This is a genomic window from Delftia sp. S65, from assembly GCF_016516495.1.
Lineage (GTDB): Bacteria > Pseudomonadota > Gammaproteobacteria > Burkholderiales > Burkholderiaceae_C > Comamonas > Comamonas acidovorans.
Window position 1 is genome coordinate 245028 of the sequence record NZ_JACVUR010000003.1, and the last position, 18101, is coordinate 263128.

Here is an 18101-nt window from a genome sequence, read left to right on the forward strand (position 1 = left end):
GCATGGAACACAGCACATTACAGGCCCGGTTCTTCTGGACCGCGCTCGCGCTGCTGGCGCTGGCGGTGTTCCCGCTGGTGGCTCCGGCGCTGGGGCTGGACTTCTACATCTCCTTCGTGCGCCGCGTGCTGATCTACGCGCTGGCCGCCACCAGCCTGAACCTCATCCTGGGCTATGGCGGCATGGTGGCCCTGGGGCACGCGGCCTTCTTCGGTGCGGGGGCCTATGCGGTGGGCATCCTGGCGATGAACGGCGTGACCTCGGCTCTGGTGGCCTGGCCGGCCGCCGCGCTGCTGGCCGGGCTGCTGGCCACCGCCACGGGCGCCGTGTCGCTGCGCACGCGCGGCGTGTACTTCATCATGATCACGCTGGCCTTTGCGCAAATGCTGTTCTACATCTTCATCTCGCTGCGCCAGTACGGCGGCGAGGACGGGCTCAACCTGCCCGGCCATTCCGTGCTGCCCGGGCTGGACCTGGGCCACGATGTGTCCTTCTACTACGTGGTGCTGGCGCTGTTCACGGTGCTGATGGCCGTGTTCGGGCGGCTGGTGGATTCGCGCTTCGGCAAGGCGCTGCAGGGCGTGCGCGAGAACGAGTCGCGCATGGAGTCGCTGGGCTACCCGGTCTACCGCATCAAGCTGGCAGCCTTCGTTCTCAGCGGCTCCGTGGCCGGGCTGGCGGGCGCGCTGCTGGCCAACCACAACCTGTTCATCTCCCCCAGCCTCATGCACTGGACCCAGTCGGCCAACCTGCTGATCATGGTGCTGGTGGGGGGCGTGGGCCTGCGCTGGGGCGGCGTGGCCGGCGCCGTCGTCATGCTGACGCTGGAGGAAGTGCTTCGCATGTGGACCGAGTACTGGCACCTGCCGCTGGGCCTGCTGCTGCTGTGCGTGGTGTTCGGTGCGCCGCGCGGCCTGATGGGCCTGTGGCCCGCACGCGGGAGGCAGGCATGAGCGGCGCGGCCACACCTATCTCCATTCCCACTCCGGCCCTGGAAGCCAAGGGCCTGGTGCGCCGCTTTGGCGCGCTGCTGGCCACCGACCATGTCTCGTTGTCGCTGGCGCCTGGCGAGATCCATGCGCTGATCGGCCCCAATGGCGCGGGCAAGTCCACGCTCATTCATCTGCTGTCCGGCACGCTGGCGGCCGATGCGGGCAAGCTGGTGCTGGCGGGGCGCGACGTGAGCGCGCTCAACGCCCACCAGCGCGTGGCGGCGGGGCTGTCGCGGTCTTTCCAGATCACCAACATCTTCAAGCAGTCCAGCGTGCTGGACAACCTGGTGCTGGCCGTGCAGGCGCATGCGGGCAGCAGCTTCAGCTTCTGGCGCCCGCGCGCGGCCGAGACCGCGCTCTACGAGCAGGCCCGCGAGCTGGCGCGCGAATGCGCCATTGACGCCAGCCTGCTGCAACGCCCCGCAGGCACGCTGCCGCATGGCGAGCAGCGCAAGCTGGAGTTTGCGCTGGCCCTGGCCGCGCGCCCCGGCGTGCTGCTGCTGGACGAACCCATGGCCGGCATGGGGCCTGATGAAACACTGCGCCTGACCGAGCTGATCGAGTCCCTGCGCGGCCGTGCCGCCATGCTGCTGGTGGAGCACGACATGCAGGCCGTGTTCCGCCTGGCCGACCGCATCTCCGTGCTGGTCTACGGCCGCATCATCGCCACCGGCACGCCCGACGAGATACGTGGCAACGCCGATGTGCGCCAGGCCTACCTGGGAGACGAAGAAGTGAAGGAGGGCGCGTGATGCTCGAAATGCAGGCCGTGCAAAGCGGCTACGGACCCAGCCAGGTGCTGTTCGGCGTGGACCTCCGCATCGAGGCAGGCCAGGTCGTCACCCTGCTGGGCCGCAACGGCATGGGCAAGACCACGCTCCTGCGCACGCTGCTGGGTCAACTTCCGCTGCGCGCCGGCCGCATGGTGTTTGCCGGGCAGGACATTGCCGGCTGGGCCACCGACCGCATCGCCCGCGCCGGCGTGGCCATCGTGCCCGAAGGCCGCCAGTGCTTTCCCAATCTCACGGTACGCGAGCACCTGACGGCCTTTGTGGCCCAGCGCAATTCGGGCAGCCCCGGCGCGGCAGAGCCCTGGACGCCCGAGCGCGTGTTCGCGCTGTTCCCCCGCCTGGGCGAGCGCGCCTCCAACATGGGCAACCAGCTGTCGGGCGGCGAGCAGCAAATGCTGGCCATAGGCCGTGCCCTGGTCACCAACCCGCGCCTGCTCATCCTGGACGAAGCCACCGAGGGCCTGGCCCCCCGCATCCGCGAAGAGATCTGGTCCTGCCTGGCCCAGCTGCGCGCCGCCGGCCAGACCATCCTGGTCATCGACAAATACGTGGAGCGCCTGCTGGGCCTGGCCGACCGCCACCTCATCCTGGAGCGCGGCAAGGTCGTGTGGAGCGGAGACTCGGCCGCGCTGGATGGGGACAGAGCGCTGTGGGAACGGTATTTGGGAGTGTGAGCACGCGCAATGCATTCGCGGTTCAAGGCGAAATTCAAGGCGCGATGGAGGGTTGAATGGCATTGAAGATCAATGGGTGGCATGCCATTCAAATGCAGGAATGTATCCAAGATGGGCAATTGCTTACATTTACAGGATGTATCCGGCCCTGCATTTGATTGCCCTATGGCCATCGGCTTGTCTATGATCCCCGCTCACCAAGAGCAGGGAGGCCGCCCCCAGGGCGGCGCGCACTATGACACGCCGAGTCACCATACACACGCCATTGGGCGAGCAGCTGCATTTCCGTGAATTGCGCGGCCAGGAAAACATCAGCCAGCTCTTCAGCCTCGATGTGGAAATGCTCAGCGAAAGCGAGAGCATCGATCCCAAGGCCCTATTGGGCAAAAACGCCACCATAGAAATAGAAACCCAGGGCGGCGGCAGGCGCTTCATTGACGGCATCGTCACCCGCTTTGGCATGCAGGGCCAGGACCACCGCCACTACGCCTACAAGGCCCGCCTGAGCCCCTGGCTGTGGCTGGCCACGCGCAAGAGCGACTTTCGCATCTTCCAGAACCAGACCGTGCCCGACATCATCGAGCAGGTATTGGGCGCCTATGGCCATCCCCTGCAAAAGAAACTCACGCGCGCCTATCGCAGCTGGGACTACTGCGTTCAATACAACGAAAGCGATTGCGACTTTGTCTCGCGATTGATGGAGCACGAAGGCATTTACTACTTCTTCGAGCATGCCTCGGGCCAGCACACCCTGGTGGTGTGCGACGACATCATTGCCTCGCACAGCGTATTGCCCGGGGGTGCCTCCATTCCCTTTTACCCCCCGGAAAAAGCCGCCGCAGGCGATCAGGAAAACATCCACGCCTGGCATCTGGAGCAGGAAATCAAATCGGGCCGCCATTACAGCGACGACTACGACTTCAAGAAACCCCGGGCCGACCTCACCCACCTGCGGCGCGACCCACCGGGCCACGCCCATGACGGCCACGAAATCTACGAATGGCCGGGCGGCTACACCCAGCTGAGCGACGGCGAGGACTACATCCGCGTGCGCCTGAAGGAAAGCCTCACGGGCCAAAGCCGGGTGCGGGGCCAGTCCTGCCACCGGGCGCTGGCCACGGGCTATACCTTCAGCCTCTACAACTACCCGCGCGGCGACCAGAACCAGCCGTACCTGATCACGGGCCTGAGCTACCACTTGAAGGAGAATCCCCGCGTCAGTGCCGTGGCCCCTGGTGCCAAGGGCAGCGCCGCGGAAGACGGCTCCTTCCAGCGCTACGAGTTGCAGGCCCAGCCCACGAGTCTTGCCTACACGCCCGCGCGCACCACGCCCAAGCCGCGCACCACGGGCCCGCAGACCGCCGTCGTCGTGGGCCCGGCCGGAGAAGAAATCTGGACCGACGAATACGGCCGCATCAAGGTGCAGTTCCACTGGGACCGGCTGGGCGGCATGAACGAGAACTCCAGCTGCTGGATCCGCGTGGCCACGAACTGGGCAGGCCCGGGGTTCGGGGCCATCTCCATTCCGCGCATAGGGCACGAGGTGGTGGTGGACTTCCTCAACGGCGACCCGGACTACCCCCTGGTCACGGGCTGCGTCTACAACGCGGCCAACATGCCGCCCTGGGCGCTGCCGGCCAACGCCACGCAATCGGGCATCAAGACAAGATCGAGCAAGGGCGGCGCCGCAGGCGCGGGCATGAAGAACGGCCCGGGCGACGCCAACGCCATCCGCTTCGAGGACAAGGCCGGGCAAGAGCAGCTTTGGCTGCATGCACAGAAGGACCAGCTCACCGAAGTCGAGAACGACGAAGACAAATGGGTGGGCAACGACCGGCGCAAGACGGTGGACCGGGACGAGACCAGCGTGATCCACCGCGACCGCACCGAGACCGTGGACCGCAATGAGGACATCACCGTGCACAACAACCGCACGGAACGCGTGGACCACAACGAGAAGATCAGCATCGGCGACAACCGCAACGAAGACGTTGGCATCGACGAGAACATCTCCATCGGCAAGAACCGCAGCAAGACCGTTGGGGTGACTGAGACCGACTCCATTGGCAGCCAATGGAAGATCAGTGTCGGAAAAATAAAGACCGAAACCATCGGCCTGATGAATATGTACAACGTGGGCATAGGCAAGATGGAAAACATCGGCGTGGCTCGCATGACCAACATCGGCATGGCCTACAACCTCAATGTGGGCATGATGATGGTGACCACAGTGGGCATGAGCCAGAGCGCCACCATCGGCCAGAGCAAGGACACCAAGGTCGGCAGCCAGTACACGCTCACCGTTGGGGGAGGCGGCAGCGGCGGTGGCGGTGGTGGTGCAGCGCCAGGCATGGCAATGAACATCGTGGGCTCCTCTGATTCCGGCAGCGCGGCGCAAGGCAGCGAGTCCAGCATCGCAATGCAGCCCGACAGCATCACGCTCAAGGTCGGTAAGAGCGTGCTGGAAATGAAAAGCGATGGCACGGTCAACCTCAACGGCAAGCTGATCACGCTCGACGGAAGCGAGCACGTGCAGGTCAGCTCCGAGCGGATTGACCTGAACTGAGTGCCGTCATGCAACTGCAGCAGGTGGATAACTACACGCCCTTCGAATGGTTCGCCTTCGAAAAAATGGGCCCGGGCAAGCGCATGTATGACGTGCTCATCGTCAAGGCAGCCTGCCAACTCGTGCAAGACAAGCGAGGCCTGTGCCTGGCGCCGGCTCCCCAAGGTGAGGTACCGCCCATCCACATGGCGGACCAGCCCCGTGAGTTCAGCCGCGATGCATACACATCCTTGCAAAAAACGGGCGACGTGCTGCTGCACAAGATCGCCACCGACTTCCTGATCAGCGGAGCGGCACGACCCGCATCAGCTGGGGCCAGTAGCTGGGCAGCAGAAGTCACCATCAAGAGCCATGGCGCAACCCGCAAGCAAACCATGTTTCTGCATGGCGAGCGGCATTGGCAGTGGAGCCTGCTCAAGGGCTGGCATCTTAGTGCTCCCAAGCCTTGCGAACACGTGGAGCTGCGCTATGAGTTGGCCTACGGCGGCAGCTACCAGCAGGGAGATGGCTGGATCAGGCATGACCTCAACCCCGTAGGCCGAGGCCACCTTCCAGTGCACCGCATGGACAAGGAGGTGCACTATCCCGCCGCCCGGATAGAGCTCGCTGCCAATCCCCTGTCCGCTGTAGACAAATCCATTGCCATACCCGCATTGGGACCTATCGCCCGTACCTGGGACAGCCGCAAACGTCATGCGGGAACCTACGACGCGCAGTGGAAAGAGGACCTGCGGCGCAACCAGACTGCGGACTACCCCGCCGACTTCAACCCCCGCTTCCTGCAGGCTGCGCATCCCGACTGGATCTTCGAGCCCTATTGGACAGGCCATGAATCCATCCAGGTGCTGGGCCTGACCGCAGACAAGCCGCTGCACTGCGACCTGCCCGGTTGGCGCATCGCCGCCAGCGGACAAGGTTCGCAAGGCACCTTCGCGCCCCAGCCCATGAATCTGGACACCGTCGAGTTGGATTTGGATGCGAGGCGCCTTTACATGACATGGCGCCTGACCATGAACCAGGCCATGCAGACGCAGCAGGTGCGGATTGACCTGGCCGTTCAGGACACCGTCACGGCCAAAACGGCCCCGCGCAAATGAAAGGGCATCCATGGCTGACAAACACATAGCCAATCGCGAGTCCCAATGGGTTGCCATCAACAGCGAGCCCGACTGGTGCGAGGTAGGAGATGACGTCATTCCCTTTGACATCAGCCGCACGCTCGACCACGAACTTGCCCTCTATGCCAAGACAGTCTTTGCCAGAGGGGTGCCGGTACTGATGCTGGACAGCATCGTCCAAGGCGTGGAGGGTGATGCTGGCAGCGGTGTGAGCTCCAGTGTTTCCGAAGGCGCGGGACATGTCTGGGTGAAGGAAGGCAGCCCCACGGTGTTTGCAGAAGGGCGTCCCGTCTCGCGGCATCTGGACCGGGTGTTCATGAACTGCAAGCGGTGAGGGCTTGGCATGGCTGATGAAACCGGTAAAAGTGATGTACTGAATCCCTATGGACTCAACCCTAACTCGGGCAAGCCCATGCCCTGGGCCAGAGAGTCCCTGGCGGTCAGCCTTTTGCCCAATGTGACCCAAGCCAGGCTGTACACCTGCTGGGCGCCTGGGCATGAGCCTGACTGGGCCAAACCCAGGCAGCCCGAGATGAGGGCGTGGGACCCTGCGGAGGATGAGCGGCGACGCGCAGCGGCCAACAATTTGGGCATCCTGTTTTTAGGGCCTGTGTTTGGTGCACCTGCTGCGCTGGCCAGGATGGCTGGTGCGCCCGAGCCTGTTGTGGAGAGCATGGGGCAGGTGGGGTTGGATTTGGCGGGCGTTGCTGGCGTGCCTGCTGCACGTGGCGGGGTGATTAGGACGAGGCCTGTTCCAAATGTGCCGTCGGTGTCAACGAAAGGAGTTTCCCGCCCGCGCTATGAATTTGGCGTTGTTATAAAAAAACAAACAACACAATTAGATTGGAATGCGGTAGTTCCAAAAAAGGGAAAATACAAAGGGGAGAAAAGAGAGGACCATGTTCGACGTCACAACAAAAATGATTTAACAAAAGAAAAGCATGGCGTATTTAATGAGGATGGTGTTAAATTGGCAGACGAAGCATGGCAGTTGGCTGATAAGTCTGGGCTAAAGCCTGATGCAAATGGGCAATTGTCCGTTCCAATGGGAAGAGTTGTTGGTCACGAAGGTGGTTCCTTAGGAAAAGGGGCGCCGTTAAACAGTATTAGAATATCGGTTCGACCAGGAACAAATGAATTAATAACGGCATATCCGGAGTGAATTATGAAAATATTCGAAACCATTGAATGTCCAAATTGCAGGCAAGATAAATTAATTATCTCGAAAAATACAGATACGGGAAAACTTTATTTGTATTGTAGTGAATGCTTTGCTGCGTGGAATTCAATTGAAGAAGTTGCTGAAAAAAATCGCATGTTTATTGATCTAGATGGGAATTCAGAAGACCCTAGCTATGAAGAAATATTGGCTAATGGATGGGGTTTATTTGTGTCTAGAATAATTGAGGTTTAATTTTCTGAAAATAGCCATTAAGTTGAATATGTTTATTTTCGATTAAAAATCCAATTGCCATTGACTATGACATGGTTTGGGTTGTTGGTTAAATAGCATTTGATAAATATTATTACTTTCTATTTTCTCTGGTTCATAATCCAATTAAAACGGCAATCTTATGAATGGAAGAATCTCTGACTTACCAAAAGCTCTCGCGGAGCAGCTTGGTACCCAGAGTCGCCTGGAATGGCTGCTCCTCCTGCCTGATTTGGAAAATGTTCCTTCAGATGTTATTTTTCAACATCTGAGCGAAAGTATTTATCATTTCAGTTCTGCAGAAAATGGATTGACACTTGCCGTGCAATGTCTGAATCCAACGGCTGCTGAAGAGAGTTTGAAATGGGGGCTGCAGAGTTTTACTTTGGATGCATATTCCTGGCAGGGCCCTTGGTTTCAAAACACCAAGCCTAGAGACATTGAACCAGAGAGCTTGATGCAGTTGTTGAGTCCTTCTCCCGACGAAGTGATGCATATGCACCCCATGCTGTGCTTCCCCATCGAAGGAAAGGGAGGGCAGACATGGGGTGTAGTGGCCACCTTCGATCAACAAAACAGGCTGAGTACTTTCAGCCTGGTGCATTCTGGAGACTGGCGGGAGGCGGCGCCTATTCCGCAACCTGAGCAAGCCAGTGCAGTGCCTGTTGAAACGCCTACACGCAGATCATTGACTTGCCGCTCTGGAGCAAGAACACCCGAATCAGGTATCTGGGAAGGGCGGCTACCGGCTGGCCATCCCCAGGCTCAAATGCTGGCAGAAGCACCGCACAGGTTCATATTTAAACGTGCTGGTGATGAAATGGGTATCTTGGGTCTTGCCCCGTTTGATGAGGCAACTGTGGTTTGGACTTGGCTGAGAGACTAGTAACACTGATAACAGCGCAGTCAGGACCCACTGCACAGCCGTTACCACCTCGATCCCCTGTTGCACCGGCACGTCGCCACTATTGCGGCTGGGACGGCGACCGCCTCATCCACACCGAAAGCCTGCAGCACGGGAGCGACACGCGCCACATAGAACACACCATCTACGAGCCGAGCAGCTTCACAACCCTGGTGCGCCTGCCAGCGGCGACCCGCAAAGCGAGCCCCACCAGTGGTGCAGGCCATCGCCGCAGGCCTGCCCGACCAGACGACCCCAGCCACACCGAGGGACTGGCCCTCATGCGAAGCATGCTCAGCGCCATGCCGCGCGACATACAGCAAGACGCCGCCCGCCACCTACGCCACACCCTGGAGCACGGCCTGCCGCCCAGTGCCCAGGCCATGCTGGGCGAACAGGCAGACAGCACTACACGCCTACTCAACGGCATGCAGGCAAAGCTGCAGGAACAGGAAAAAGAACAGCACGCCCGCATCGCCATCCACCACTACCACTGCGACCATCTGGGCACGCCCATGGCGCTGACGGACCAGACCGGCCAGGTGGCCTGGGCCGCAAAGCTGGACCCCTGGGGCAATGTGCTGCAGGAATACAACCCGCAGGGCATCCACCAGACGATCCGGCTGCCGGGGCAGCACTATGACCGGGAAACGGGGCTGTATTACAACCGGCATCGGTATTACGATCCGGTGGTGGGGGCCTACATCAATCAAGATCCGGCTGGGTTGATGGGTGGGGTAAATGTAAGAAAATATCATGATAATCCAGCGGCATTTATTGATCCAATGGGGTTAAGTGCCTTGGCCGGATCTTTGCCTGCTGCCGGAGGGCTTGCTGCAGCCGACGGGCCACTACCTGTAGGAGATATATTGGCGGTCATTTTGCTGACAGGCGCTGCAGTCTACGATCTGACAAAATGCTTGCAGAAATCCGAAGATAAAAAGAAGTGCAAAGATGCAACGCCTGATAATATTAAAAATACAGTATCGAAATCGCCACTATTAACAACTCAGAAGGCAGTCTCTGTTCCGGCTGTAGCTGCGTATAAAAAAATGATAGAGGCGTGGAAGCACGCCTCCCCCTGTGAAAATGGACGGAGTAACAATTGTTGATGGAAACCATAGGATGGTTGCTGCATATGCTATGCGATGTTAATCCACCAGTGGAGCCAGGAACTGCGCCATTGTCAACGCCAAAATATTCATTCAAAGATATTTATCCGGATACAGTAGATTGGGGGAATAGATGAGTGAAGATATTGAATTGTTTTTTCGAAAAATATCCGTAGATAAAGAGGTGAAATTAGAATATGCGGTTCTTCATAAAGCTGACTTATCTGCTAGATTGATTTGTTCTGCTAGCTTTATAGAATGTGATTTCCGAGGAACTTATTTTTCGGAGTCTATTTTTATCAACTGTGAATTTACTGCCTGTTCTTTGATAACCGCAGTATTTTTTAAATCAACGTTTATTAACTGTGTTTTCAAAAACTCGAATATGAGGCATGTTGTTTTTGGGGAGTCCTTTATGAAGGATTGTTTTTTTCATGGAAATGATATTTTCATGGCGGATTTCTCTGGGTGCAAGCTATTGTATGTCAAGTGTAGTGAGGATAGTCTTGGTGATCCAATTATTAATGATATGAAGATATTTGAGTAACGCTTGCCATTAACTATAAGAAATGCCAATAATTTGATTCTTGAGAAAATGTTAAGATTCAGGAATTTTCAGTTTCTGCAGAGAATTTAATATGCGAAATAGGGTTTGTTAAAAATCGATTTTTGAAGAATTTGGCAATTTACAGCATGTTATGAGATGTGTAATGGAATGCAGGCCGTGAGGGGCATACGCGCGCAGGCTGACCATATTTTCCACACACCCGCCTGGGCCAGCACAGTGCACTCACGCACCGCTACGACCTGCTGGACAACCGCATCTCCACCTGCCTGCCCGATGGCCGGACCATCCACACGCTGACCTATGGATCGGGCCACGTGCATCAGATCCATATCGACGGTGAAGTCATCTGCGACTTTGAACGCGACGCCCTGCACCGGGAAATCGAGCGCAGCCAAGGCACCCTGCGCAGCCGCTACCACCTGGACCCCCTGGGGCGCCTGCTGGCCAGCCAGGCCGGGCCCGCCTCAGACGGGGCAAGCACGGCGCCTGCTGCCAGCACCCACAACACCACCAGCGGCCAAAGCATCGCAAGGCGCTACAGCTATGACGCTGCAGGCCAGTTGCAAAGCATTGACGACAGTCGCACGGGCCGCACGCTCTACCAGTACGACGCCATCGGCCGCCTGACCCAAGCCCTGGCGGGCCATGCGGCGGAGCGCTTCGCCTTCGACCCGGCGCACAACCTCATCGACCCCGATCCGCCACCGCCACAGCAGACCAGCCCTGCCAGCCCGCGCCTGCCAGGCACAGAGACACCGGACGAACAATGGGCGCGCTACGTCAGGGAGCACCTCTCAGACCCCAACTTCAACCTGCTCCAGGCGAGGGACGACGCGCTCATCGCCAGCGCCGACCCCGCGCAATGGGATCGTGTGGCGGGCAACCGGCTCAAGGTCTGGCAGGAGCACCGCTACCAGTACGACACCTGGGGCAACTGCACCGACAAACGCAGCGGCAAGCGCCAGATACAGCACTACACCTGGGATGCGGAGCACCAGCTCATTGCCGTCCACACGGAAAACCAGAACCAGCGCCAGGGTGACCAGGCGCACTGGCGTTATGCCTACGATCCCTTTGGTCGGCGCATAGCCAAATGGCAGGAACACCACGCCCCTGCAGTCCAGAAAAAGCTCGCACGCCACGCAGTCACACATTTCCTGTGGGACGGTAACCGCCTGCTGGCCGAGCACGCCCTGCAGCACAAGGACGGCAGGGACACGACAAGCCACAGGCTCTACCTGTATGAGCCCGACAGCTTCGTGCCGCTTGCCCAGGTGCAAAGCCTCTGGAACAAGGACCAGCAGGCGGGCGACAAAGCCCTGGGCAACCCCTTTGTGCAACAGTCCCTGCACGAAGCGCGCAATGACGACAAGCTCTGGAGCACCAAGGTCCTGCCGCTGCAGCGCAAACTGCAATCGCGCCTGAAGGGCGTGGTGCCGCAGGAAGCTCCCCTCAAGGCGCTGCAAAGCCGTACCTTGCATGTGCACACGGACCATCTGGGCACTCCGAGGGAATTGACCAACGCGGAAGGCCACATCGTCTGGGCCGCCAGCTACAAGGCCTGGGGCGCCACGGCCAGCATCGACCATCCGGCCGTGCTGCAGACGGTACGCATGGGCAATACCTTGACCCAGCACTGGGTGGAGCAGGACCAGGACAGCCGACCTGAGCAGCACCTGAGATTCCAGGGCCAATACTTTGACGTTGAGACGGGGCTGCATTACAACCGCTTCAGGTACTACGATCCGGATGTGGGGAGGTTTATTAGTCAGGATCCGATTGGAGTATCAGGGGGTATAAATTACTATCATTACGATCCGGTGGTGGGGAGTTATGACAATCAGGATCCGATTGGGTTGAATGGAGGAACGAACATATCAGTGTATGCGCCAGATCCATTGCAATGGATTGATCCACTGGGATTAGTGAGGTGGGCTGATGCAGTGAATAATGGGTTAGGAATTTTAGGGAACGCGGGCGGTGCAATCGTTGGCGGCGCCTTGCTGGCGGCACCAGAGCCAACCCTGGTAACAAAAGTGGCTGGATCTGCCGTGCTTTCAAAATCTGTATATGGTTTTTTGTGCAAGCTGGTATGGATTTACAAGAGCCTTGAGCGATGACCCAAGCTACGATATACCGAGCGATCAATCTTCATTGCCTCGTGCACTCGTTTGTGCTGCTGGATGCAATGATGCAGGCAGAGGGGTTGCAGATGTGATGGATTTAAGCTTGGATTTGGCTGTTGGAAAGATTCCAGTTAATAATAAAATAAAACTACCAATAAAATGGGGCATGGATGTGGACCCACCATGGAAACAGCCTGTCAGCAGTATGTTCACTCCCCGGCAAAACACTGCTCTGGATGTATTGCAAGGAGCGACTGCTGCGCAAAGCATGATGAACTCCGGGGCGTCCATTTGCAAGAGATAGAAATCAATGAAAATAGATCATAAATCATCTTTAGTGCATTTTGAAAAATATTCAGATATATGCGCTGGACTTGTATCTATTCTGATGAATTTAATGCTGGTTATTAATTTATTCGAGAATAATGTAAGTTTACTATTTAGTTTCTTATTTTACATTTTTTGTGGATTGTATATATTTAGCGCAGGCTCAAGGGAACTAAGAAGAAAAAATACTAGAGGTTATTTTATTTTCTTTTTATTCTATCTAATTCCATATTTTTTTTCTGGTGTATTTTGTTTATATTTTTCATTATTTAATAATTCTTAAAAACCCGCGAAGAATTCAAAATATCAATAAGCGTGCAACGATATTTTTATTCAAGTAGTAGCAAAATATGCCTGCACTACACTCAGCATCGTAGCTGCAGACACCTTGGCCCTGCTGGGGCTAGCAGTCCCAATGTGCCACGCACATTCATGCAATATATGTAGTGCAACTGCAGAGAAAAAAGAGAACAGCAACAGCGCATCGCCATCTATCACTACCACTGCGACCACCTGGGCACACCCATGGCCCTGACGGACCAGACCGGCCAGGTGGCCTGGGCTGCCAAGCTGGATCCCTGGGGCAATGTGCTGCAGGAATACAACCCGCAAGGCATGCACCAGGCGATCCGGCTGCCGGGGCAGCACCATGACAGGGAAACGGGGCTGTATTACAACCGGCATCGGTATTACGATTCGGTGGTGGGGAGTTATATCAATCAAGATCCGATTGGTTTGATGAGTGGGACTAACCACTACGGATATGTTAGAAATTCGCCTGTTAATTTGGCCGACCCGCTTGGTCTTGAGCCAGGAACAATGGCGCAACGGGGCTATTTAAGCAATAATAGAAAGAGCTACCACGGATTGCTAGGCGAAGACAGTAACGGAGTAATGCTTTTTGATGAAGGCAACAACGACTTTCACAGTTACAACACGAGGAATTCTTGCAAGAAGAGTACAAGTGGCTGCACTCTTAAAAAACGTATCCGAAGGACTAATGCGTTATCCTGCCCCAGGTGCAAAAGGGGAGCCTATACAAAACGGCCAGCGCGGTTTCGCAATTCCTGTGGGCCCCGTGAGCCATGTAGTTAATTCAGATCGTACAATGGTCGTTAACGTTACGGAAAATTCGCACCTAATCTACCCAGGAATAGTACGCTGTTGGGTCTCAGAAAGTGCAATATGAAGCTCTACAATAGGGGCTTCGAACAGCTAGATTCGAAAATAAAGGCATAAGTATGCAAATAATGAGGTTTCTAATACTTTTAGGGCTACTTTCCCTAGCCTCATGCACTTACACAACAAAATCTGCTGTTGATGTGAGAAAATTAAGAATAGAAGAACATACAAGCCGTGAATTAATCGAATTGTTGCAAATTTTTTCTGAGAAAAATAAATTAAAAATCGAATGTTCCAACAGCAAGTTTCCAGAGGAACGAGAGTTATTGATTTGCAGTCTAAAAAATAACGATGATTCATTAATCAGCGTTATCAAGAGAATAGAGGATAGAGAGTTCAATTTTAATCTATATAAATCAGATGAATTAAGCCGAAAGTTATTTCGTGATTTATTAGAGATATTTGCCAATGAAAAATCCTCTATGGAGACGCAGAGCAATTAAATCTTAACGATCCAGAGAGGAAAGACGATCTGCGCCATGGAATTGGACCCCTGGGGAAATGTGCGAAGGAGTACAACCTGCGGGGCATCCACCAGGCGATCCGACTGCTGGGGCAGCACCATGACAGGGAAATGGGGCTGTATTACAACCGGCATCGGTGTTACGATCCGGTGGTGGGGAGTTATATCAATCAGGATCCGATTGGGTTGACTGGAAGTGCAAATATGAGCAGCTACCCAACAAATCCTGTGGATTGGATTGACCCACTGGGATTAAATAAGATGGGGAGAGGTAAAAGTGGTTTTACGGGAAAAATCCTAAACCTCCGGTAAAGCCAGATCCAACATCAACGGGGAAAATTGCTGAAGGCTGGAATCAGACGAAACAGAAAGTTTCCGATGTGACGGATTCATTTGCAGAATTGAGGAACAAAATCTCAGGCAAGGATGATATGCAGAAGAGGACTGAAGAAGCAATTGTTTGCACGAAACAGGAGAATAAAGAAACCAAAGAAGTTTCAATTCCCACAGACATCATTGTCCCGGACTCTAGAGGTGTTGGGGTGATAAGACCTCCATCTCCATCCGAAATCGGAGTTGGGGGAAAATGCATTAGCCAAAAGCTAAGAGTCATGCCGTCAGGGCCACTCCCAGGTATGTCAGCGCCTGGTCAATAAAATCTTTGTATGAGAATATATATATATAAAGCAATAGTCATTGCTATATCAGTCTATGCAGGATATTGGCTGGGTATCTATAAAAATAATCAATACACTATGGAGTATATGAATTTCTTAAATAGTCAGTATATTGCAATAAGAGCAGCCAATGGAATTCATGGCATTTCAAATATGAAAAACCATATTATGAATAAAAATCTTTTACTTTGCGAAATGAAAAAGGAAGTTTCTCGTCTTTCAGAAGATTGGATGGATTGCAAATCTGATAAAGCTTGTTCAAAAGAAGTTGACGGTGGGTTTTTTTCAAATATCGATGGAATAATATCTGAATTTAAAAATGAAACCTGCGAAGATAACTAATTACCAAAATACCATTAAATTCAATACTATATTAGCGAGCAGCATGCAAGCCTAACTGTAAGCACAATACAAATAACAAACAGATCATCCCTATCCACTACCAATACAGCGCCCCCCAAAACAGAGGGGCCAGGTGGCCTGGGCCGCAAAGCTGGACCCCTGGGCAATGTGCTGCAGGAGTACAACCCGCAGGGCCTGCACCAGGCGATCCGGCTGCCGGGGCAGCACCATGACAGGGAGACGGGGCTGTATTACAACCGGCATCGGTATTACGATCCGGTGGTGGGGAGTTATGTCAATCAGGATCCGACTGGTTGGTTAGGCGGAACTAATCATTTCAATTACCATGAAAATCCATTGAATTGGACAGATCCGATGGGATTACGCTCAATTGGTCCCCCTGCGGCGGGAACATACTATCCACGAGGACAAATACCAAGACCTATTTTGCGTAGCGATCTGCCTCGTCGCGCAGCATATGAGGCTGCTGCGAACATGACGCAAACGCCAAATCCGGGGTATCCAGGAGATCCACTTGATCTTCCATGTATTGAATGGGATTGTTCAGATAAAAATTCACTTACTTGCAAATCTGGCGATTTAAAAAAATCTACGCACTTCATTCCCCCTGCAAATTCAACTGCAGATCCTCCACAGGGATGCCGCTGCGTATATGCAGGTAGAGATCCAGCGTATCAAATGCCATTCGATCCAAAAGTAGATCCATTCTCCAATGCTTATGATGTTAAAGATAATTGGAAGAGAGGGTCAAGAATTATTCGCCTAGGAAGATAATGAAAAAATTACTTTTCTTAATTGGTTGCTTCTTCATTGTTGTCACACTTGGGTTGCCTGATGGAGTGAATGTTCAGTCAGGAGTAAAATCATCTCCGTTCTATTTTATTTATTGGCTGGCGCTTTCGTTTCTAGATTTTTTTGGAAAATGGGGTGGTGTATTTTGGGGCGTGGCATTTATTATTTTCGCTATTTTAATAGGAAATAAAAAAAAGAAAAGCCAGCACGATGGCAATAAAAATTAATAATTACATTGTATCGAATTAATTAACAGCTTACGCGAAATTAATAGAAACGAATGGACTACTTAGTCCATCCAGCGCGTCGACACAAACTAAAGACCAGTGGCGAAAAATCTAGTGAGCAATGTCTTTTCGTACAGTCCTCACCCCAAATCGCTACACATTCGACAGCAACAATCACAGCCTGCACCAAGCGGAACACCTGGAACACCATGGCCAGCGGCGATCCCCAAGACCAACCTACCTGCTGGTGAAGGCCATCGGCGCAGGCCTGCCCGACCAGGATGACCCCAGCCACACGCCGGCCCTGGCCCCCATGCAAACCATGCTCAGCGCCATGCCGCGCGACATGCAGCAAGACGCCGCCCGCCATCTGCGCCACACCCTGGACCACGGCCTGCCGCCCAGTGCCCAGGCGATCCTGGGCGAACAGGCCGAGAGCACCGCGCGCCTGCTCAGCGGCATGCAGGCCAAGCTGCAGGACCAGGAAAAAGAACAGCACGCCCGCATCGCCATCCACCACTACCACTGCGACCACCTGGGCACGCCCATGGCCCTGACAGACCAGACCGGCCAAGTGGCCTGGGCCGCCAAGCTGGACCCCTGGAGCAATTTGCTGCAGGAATACAACCCGCAAGGCATCCACCAGGTGATCCGGCTGCCGGGGCAGCACCATGACAGGGAGACGGGGCTGTATTAAAACCGGCATCGGTATTACGATCCGGTGGTGGGGGTTATGTGAATCAGGATCCGATTGGATGGAATGGAGGCACTAATCACTATGACTACCCAGTAGATCCGCTTTCGTGGATAGATCCACTGGGGTTGCAAGGGCAAGGAGGTGTTGGTGCGGCTGCAAGTACAGCAAATAAAGCAAGGAAATCTGCAAATTTTGGAAAAGATGTGGCAGATGCACAGCAAAAGACGAAAAAAGCCAATCGGGAATAATCAGATTTATACAAATGTATTGCTGTACCAACACCGCCCAATTGTCAGAAATCCGCTCAAGATCTTGAGGCAATGAATGAACAAGCGGGAGAATCCGAAAAAGAAGCTATCAAAGCTATGCGCGAAGCATATAAAAGTGGCTTGAAGGTACCCGGAACGCTAACCGGGGGACCGCTTGCAAAACCAATCCCATAAATAGATTTAGTAAGATGATTAATTTTTATTTCGAAAAAATCAAGAACATACTTCATGCGGCAATTTTATTGCCATCAACAATATTTCTTATATCTGGTTGTAATCAATCAGCTGAATTTAAATTAAAAAACAAGAATATTCACGAACATTCTATTATTGATATAAATGATTATGAGATTTATATTCCAGATTCCTGCAAATTGAGTTACTTAAACTACGATGACGACATGGGTTTTGCGACAATTTTGTGTAAATCAGAAATTGATAACGAATTAAATGCGGTAAGCCTTCTTGATTTAAGGAGAAATAAAGAAAAAGAATCCATTGTGAAACAAACCATGGCGCAGAAAAGAAAAATTAAATCTCATGAATGCGGCATTATTCTCTACCCTAAATTATCTTGTTATTCGGCGGAGATTGGTGTATTAATAAGTTCTGATAATACTTTTGTTTTGGAGGAGTTTATTGAATATCAAGATGAGGCTGGCGATTCACGGTAAAAAGATTGAAATAAATAATTTACTCAAAAATAAGATTCTGCAGGAATTTAAAAGATATCAAATTTACTTTGATGGAAAAAAATCTAGCTAATTTATTATTTCCGCTCTAGCTTCTTAAAGAAGATAACCTGTTTTACTTGAGTATAT

16 protein-coding genes and 4 pseudogenes are annotated in these 18101 nt (G+C 53.9%); all 20 read left to right on the plus strand.

The genetic code is table 11. The annotated features are described in order from the left end of the window. Positions 1–2: 2 nt before the first annotated feature. The 20 genes and pseudogenes from IAE24_RS04685 (at position 3) to IAE24_RS04780 (ending at position 17954) form a co-directional block, all read left to right on the plus strand. Positions 3–953, plus strand: a complete 951-nt coding sequence (locus IAE24_RS04685; RefSeq protein ID WP_199959596.1) for a branched-chain amino acid ABC transporter permease — start codon at positions 3–5, stop codon at positions 951–953. Next, complete coding sequence (locus IAE24_RS04690; protein ID WP_047219698.1) at positions 950–1744, plus strand: ABC transporter ATP-binding protein; 795 nt, start codon at positions 950–952, stop codon at positions 1742–1744. The genes IAE24_RS04685 and IAE24_RS04690 overlap by 4 nt, the downstream gene beginning before the upstream one ends. Beyond that, positions 1744–2457: an ABC transporter ATP-binding protein gene (locus tag IAE24_RS04695; protein WP_063325688.1), complete on the plus strand. Its 714-nt coding sequence runs from the start codon at positions 1744–1746 to the stop codon at positions 2455–2457. Before IAE24_RS04690 ends, IAE24_RS04695 begins: the two co-directional genes overlap by 1 nt. A gap of 235 nt (positions 2458–2692) precedes the next feature. Further along, a complete protein-coding gene (locus IAE24_RS04700) occupies positions 2693–5023 on the plus strand; it encodes a type VI secretion system Vgr family protein (protein WP_200016354.1) in 2331 nt (776 codons plus the stop codon). An 8-nt stretch (positions 5024–5031) separates the two neighbouring features. Further along, positions 5032–6120, plus strand: coding sequence for a DUF2169 family type VI secretion system accessory protein (locus IAE24_RS04705; RefSeq protein WP_199959585.1), 1089 nt, complete (start codon positions 5032–5034; stop codon positions 6118–6120). A gap of 10 nt (positions 6121–6130) precedes the next feature. Continuing rightward, positions 6131–6475 carry a PAAR-like domain-containing protein gene (locus IAE24_RS04710; protein ID WP_096916715.1) on the plus strand — a complete coding sequence of 115 codons (345 nt, stop codon included), beginning with the start codon at positions 6131–6133 and terminating at the stop codon, positions 6473–6475. 9 nt (positions 6476–6484) lie between these two features. Then, complete coding sequence (locus tag IAE24_RS04715; RefSeq protein ID WP_199959584.1) at positions 6485–7303, plus strand: hypothetical protein; 819 nt, start codon at positions 6485–6487, stop codon at positions 7301–7303. A 3-nt stretch (positions 7304–7306) separates the two neighbouring features. Further along, complete coding sequence (locus tag IAE24_RS04720; protein WP_199959582.1) at positions 7307–7555, plus strand: hypothetical protein; 249 nt, start codon at positions 7307–7309, stop codon at positions 7553–7555. Between the two features lie 160 nt (positions 7556–7715). After that, positions 7716–8459: a hypothetical protein gene (locus tag IAE24_RS04725; protein ID WP_199959580.1), complete on the plus strand. Its 744-nt coding sequence runs from the start codon at positions 7716–7718 to the stop codon at positions 8457–8459. A gap of 71 nt (positions 8460–8530) precedes the next feature. Further along, positions 8531–9272, plus strand: a pseudogene (locus IAE24_RS04730) (RHS repeat-associated core domain-containing protein); the annotation flags it as partial. Positions 9273–9722: 450 nt separating this feature from the next. After that, positions 9723–10136 carry a pentapeptide repeat-containing protein gene (locus IAE24_RS30705; RefSeq protein ID WP_199959578.1) on the plus strand — a complete coding sequence of 138 codons (414 nt, stop codon included), beginning with the start codon at positions 9723–9725 and terminating at the stop codon, positions 10134–10136. A 335-nt stretch (positions 10137–10471) separates the two neighbouring features. After that, complete coding sequence (locus IAE24_RS30655; protein WP_325100506.1) at positions 10472–12277, plus strand: RHS repeat-associated core domain-containing protein; 1806 nt, start codon at positions 10472–10474, stop codon at positions 12275–12277. Then, entirely contained in the window at positions 12267–12587 is a 321-nt protein-coding gene (locus IAE24_RS30205) for a hypothetical protein (protein WP_199959576.1), read from the plus strand. Before IAE24_RS30655 ends, IAE24_RS30205 begins: the two co-directional genes overlap by 11 nt. Before the next feature lie 491 nt (positions 12588–13078). Continuing rightward, positions 13079–13417, plus strand: a pseudogene (locus IAE24_RS04750) (RHS repeat-associated core domain-containing protein); the annotation flags it as partial. Between the two features lie 925 nt (positions 13418–14342). After that, positions 14343–14567: an RHS repeat-associated core domain-containing protein gene (locus IAE24_RS04755; protein ID WP_325100507.1), complete on the plus strand. Its 225-nt coding sequence runs from the start codon at positions 14343–14345 to the stop codon at positions 14565–14567. Positions 14568–14920: 353 nt separating this feature from the next. Next, positions 14921–15274 carry a hypothetical protein gene (locus IAE24_RS04760; protein WP_199959572.1) on the plus strand — a complete coding sequence of 118 codons (354 nt, stop codon included), beginning with the start codon at positions 14921–14923 and terminating at the stop codon, positions 15272–15274. A gap of 121 nt (positions 15275–15395) precedes the next feature. After that, a pseudogene (locus IAE24_RS04765) lies at positions 15396–16069 on the plus strand (RHS repeat-associated core domain-containing protein); the annotation flags it as partial. After that, a complete protein-coding gene (locus IAE24_RS04770; RefSeq protein WP_199959570.1) occupies positions 16069–16314 on the plus strand; it encodes a hypothetical protein in 246 nt (81 codons plus the stop codon). The pseudogene IAE24_RS04765 and the gene IAE24_RS04770, both read left to right, overlap by 1 nt. Before the next feature lie 203 nt (positions 16315–16517). After that, positions 16518–17142: pseudogene (locus IAE24_RS30210) on the plus strand (RHS repeat-associated core domain-containing protein); the annotation flags it as partial. A gap of 326 nt (positions 17143–17468) precedes the next feature. Beyond that, positions 17469–17954 (plus strand): hypothetical protein, encoded by a 486-nt coding sequence (locus IAE24_RS04780; protein WP_199959561.1) that lies wholly within the window; start codon positions 17469–17471, stop codon positions 17952–17954. Positions 17955–18101 lie beyond the last annotated feature (147 nt).